The organism is Rhodopseudomonas sp. BR0C11 (assembly GCF_010820945.1).
GTDB classification, from domain to species: Bacteria; Pseudomonadota; Alphaproteobacteria; order Rhizobiales; family Xanthobacteraceae; genus Rhodopseudomonas; species Rhodopseudomonas palustris_H.
The window spans coordinates 1-3,789 of record NZ_QTKI01000437.1 but is presented as its reverse complement, the minus strand read 5'-3'; the positions used below and the strand labels follow the sequence as shown (position 1 = coordinate 3,789).

The 3,789-nt window shown below is 65.6% G+C and carries 4 protein-coding genes and 1 pseudogene; all 5 read right to left on the bottom strand.

What is annotated here, in order from left to right; genetic code table 11:
• Positions 1 to 265: 265 nt before the first annotated feature.
• On the bottom strand, positions 266 to 769 hold the full coding sequence (locus tag DYI24_RS22930) for a GNAT family N-acetyltransferase (RefSeq protein ID WP_164573968.1): 504 nt from the start codon (positions 767 to 769) through the stop codon (positions 266 to 268).
• 76 nt (positions 770 to 845) lie between these two features.
• Complete coding sequence (gene acuI, locus DYI24_RS22925) at positions 846 to 1,832, bottom strand: acrylyl-CoA reductase (NADPH) (RefSeq protein ID WP_164573967.1); 987 nt, start codon at positions 1,830 to 1,832, stop codon at positions 846 to 848.
• Between the two features lie 32 nt (positions 1,833 to 1,864).
• Positions 1,865 to 2,611: an SDR family NAD(P)-dependent oxidoreductase gene (locus DYI24_RS22920; RefSeq protein WP_164573966.1), complete on the bottom strand. Its 747-nt coding sequence runs from the start codon at positions 2,609 to 2,611 to the stop codon at positions 1,865 to 1,867.
• 46 nt (positions 2,612 to 2,657) lie between these two features.
• A complete protein-coding gene (locus tag DYI24_RS22915; protein WP_164573965.1) occupies positions 2,658 to 3,617 on the bottom strand; it encodes a sugar kinase in 960 nt (319 codons plus the stop codon).
• Positions 3,618 to 3,647: 30 nt separating this feature from the next.
• Positions 3,648 to 3,789 (bottom strand): annotated as a pseudogene (locus tag DYI24_RS28670) (class II aldolase); the annotation flags it as partial.

Genomic DNA, 3,789 nt, shown 5'->3' with positions numbered 1-3,789 from the left:
AATGGTACTCCGTCTCAAGACGCGGGAGAGTAGGTCGCCGCCAGGCCTGCAAAGTACAAGAGATCCTCAAAACACGATGTCCCCCAAACAAAACACGCCGCCTCCAAAAGAGGCGGCGTTTTGCGTTCGGGGTACAGATGCGCTGGCACCAACAAGTCCGGCCCTTCCGCGCATTCTCTCCGATCGACATCCACGAGATACTTCCGCTGCATCGCCGTTCGAAGGCGCCCGTCGACGTATCTCTGCGTAGGGCCAGAGAGTCGCGTCAGAACCGGAGCATCATCGCGACTCGGCGAGCCGGATCGAGACCGATCTTGGCCTCCTCATCGAGGATCTCGCGCAGTCGCGCCGGAAGCTCACCATCGGCAAGCGCCCGAAACCCGATGCCTGCGTAGAACGGCGCGTTGAAGGGCGCGAGCCGATCGGTCGTGAGTGTGGCGCCATCCAGCCTCTGCGCGCGCGCCTTATCGAGTGACGCGGTCAGCAAGGCTCGGCCAACTCCTTGCTGTTGTGAGTTCGGATGCACATCCATCTCGCCGATGTGCAGAAGACGTTCTGCGATATAGCCACCGCAGAATCCGATCGGATCGCCACCGTGATCGCAGGCGACCTCAAGAAGTCCATGGTCGAGATAGCGCTGCAGCTGCTGATCCGAGCTTGCCGATGGGACGCCGCTGATGGCGCCCGCAGCGCGCAGCGTTTCGAATGCGGCGAGTTCGATCGCTCTGAGCGCGTCAAAGTCGGCGGTCGTTGCGGGCCTGATCAGCATCTCGTTCGATCCTCCCAAAACGAAAATGCCCGCGCCGAAGCGCGGGCACAATGTCGTCGATCCGATCAGCGCGATATCAGCCGATCTTCACGACCGTGCGGCCGCGGACCTGGCCGGCGAGCAGCTTGGTGCCCGCGTCGATTACCTGATCGAGCGAAACCTCCTGCGTCATCTCGGACAGCTTGCCGGCATCGAGGTCGGTCGCCAGTCGGGCCCAGGCCTGCTTGCGCAGCTCGATCGGGCACATTACCGAATCGATGCCGAGCAGCGAGACACCGCGCAGAATGAACGGCGCGACCGACGATGGCAGGTCCATGCCGCCGGCGAGACCGCAGGCCGCGATCGCGCCGCGATACTTGGTCATCGCCAGCAGGTTCGCCAGCGTGGTCGATCCGACGCTGTCGACGCCGCCGACCCAACGTTCCTTGGCGAGCGGCTTTGCCGGCGCTGAGAGTTCGTTGCGGTCGATGATCTCAGCGGCGCCGAGGCCTTTCAGATAGCCCTCTTCCGACATCCGGCCGGTCGAGGCGATGACGTGATAGCCGAGCTTCGATAACAGCGCGATCGCGACCGAGCCGACGCCACCGGCGGCACCGGTGACGATCATCGGTCCGTCGGCAGGCTTCAAGCCATGGTTCTCCAGCGCCAGCACCGAGAGCATCGCAGTGTAGCCGGCAGTGCCGATCGCCATCGCCTGCCGCGCCGTCATGCCGTCGGGCAGGCGTACCAGCCAGTCGCCCTTGACGCGCGCCTTCTCCGCATAAGCGCCGAGATGGGTCTCGCCCATGCCCCAGCCGTTGGCGATCACGTTGTCGCCCGGCTTCCAGTCCGGATTGCTCGAGCTCTCGACGGTGCCGGCGAAGTCGATGCCGGCGATCATCGGGAAGCGCCGCACCACCGGCGATTTCCCGGTCAGCGCGAGGCCATCCTTGTAGTTCAGCGTCGACCATTCGACCCGGACGGTGACGTCGCCGTCCATCAGCTCGGCTTCGTCGAATTGCGTCAGCGCAGCGCTGGTCCCTTTGTCCGCCTTGTCGATCCGGACAGCCTTGAACGTGGCCAATGCATCTCTCCCTTTTGGTGCGCGTTACGAGATTAGCTGTAGAAGATGCCGCCATCGACATTGAGCGCCTGGCCGGTGACGAACGCCGAATCGTCCGACGCGAAGAACGCAACCGGGCCGACGACGTCTTCGGGCTCGCCGAGCCGATGCAGGTCGGTGATCTTCTCGAAATACGTGACCCGCTCCGGATCGCGCAGGTTGTTGCGGCCCATTTCGGTCAGGATGATGCCGGGGCACACCGCGTTCACGGTGATGCCGTGGCCGCCGAACTCCATCGAGGAGACGCGGGTGAAGCCGACCACGGCCGACTTCGACGCCGCGTAGTGCGACTGCCCGGGACCGCCGGTGCGGGCGGCCAGCGACGCGATATTGACGATGCGGCCGTAACGCCGCTCCTTCATGTGGACGATGACTGCCTGGGTCATCTGGAAAACGCCGCGGACGTTCACCGCGAAGGTCTGATCCCAATGCTCGGGCGTGGTCTCGTCGATCATCGCCAGCCGCAGGATGCCGGCATTGTTGACGAGCACATCGACGTGGCCGAGCCCAGCGACCGCCTCGGTCACCGAGCGTTGGCAATCCTCGATCTTGCTGACGTCGGCGAGGATCGGAATGCACTTGCGGCGGAGCCGCTTCACTTCCTCGACGGTCTCACGCAGCACGCCTTCCTGCGCGGCGATGTCGGTGAGAGCGAGGTCGTAGCCGCGCTGAGCAAGGCCGAGCGCGATGGCGCGCCCGATGCCGCGGCTGGCTCCGGTGACGATGGCATGTCTGGTCATGAATGATCCTCGAAATGTTCCGATCGAAAGATGAGTCGTGATGGGATCAGGCGCGTGCGGCGCGCACCGGCAACGTATTCATCGCCTTCGCCGTCTCCTCGAACGACACCAGGTTGGCGCCGGAGCCGAGACCGGTGGCGACGATGGCGGCCGTGGCTGTCGCCAGCCGGGCGCAGTCCTGGAGATCCCAGTCGCGCACCAGGCCGGCGATGAAGCCGCCGGTGTAGGAATCGCCGCAGCCCGAGGTGTCACGCACGGTGATGTCGAATGCCGGCACGGTGAACTGCCGGCCGTCGCGCGTCATCACGAACGAGCCGTGCTCGCCGAGCGAGATCGCGCAGGCGCGGGCGCCCTTGCCGATGAAGTAGCGCGCGCAGGTCGCCGGATCGTCGCTGCCGATCAGCGCGTGGGTTTCGTCGATGCTCGGCATGAAGAAGTCGGTGTAGGGCATCAGCGGCTCGAGCAGCGGCAGCGTTTCGCCGCGCGCCTGAATCAGATCGACCGTCGTGACGCAGCCGGCTGCCTTGGCATCGCGCAGCAGCGACACCGTCGGTTCGCCGTCCATCGCCAGCAGCGATCCGACGCCGCCGAGATGCAGCACCTTGCTGCTGCAGGCGACCTTCTGGGCTTCCGGCGAAATCTTCCAGCGCGCCGAAGCGCCGCGCGCGTGCAGCACCGGGCGCGAGCCGTCGGGCCGGATCGGCAGGATCGTCGCGGAGGTCGGCGCGCCGGCGATCTTCTCCATCACCGAGATGTCGATGCCCTCGCGCTCCATCGCGTTCAGCACCCAATCGGCCTTCTCGTCGGTGCCGACCGCGCCGACTGCGAGGGCTTTCAGGCCGAGCCGGGCGCACGGCACCACCGTGCCACCGGCGGTGCCGGCGACAGTGAGACGGATTTCATCGATCAGCGCGCGGCCGCCGCCGGCCGGGATCTCGGTCACCGGCACGCCGAGAATGTCGAGGATGTAGGTGCCGCAGACGCTGACGTCGTGGGGATGGGCCATGGAGCAAGCCTTACGCAGTGTTGATTGGTGTTAGTTGGAGGTCTTGGGAGCGCGGTCGCTGTCGCGCAGGCCGTATTGGCCCCAGCGCTTCAGAATGCTGTCGACCTCGTCATCCGAGAGCAGCGGCGGCGTACCGATCTGCAGGCAGCCGTGATACTGCTTGGCCAGCACT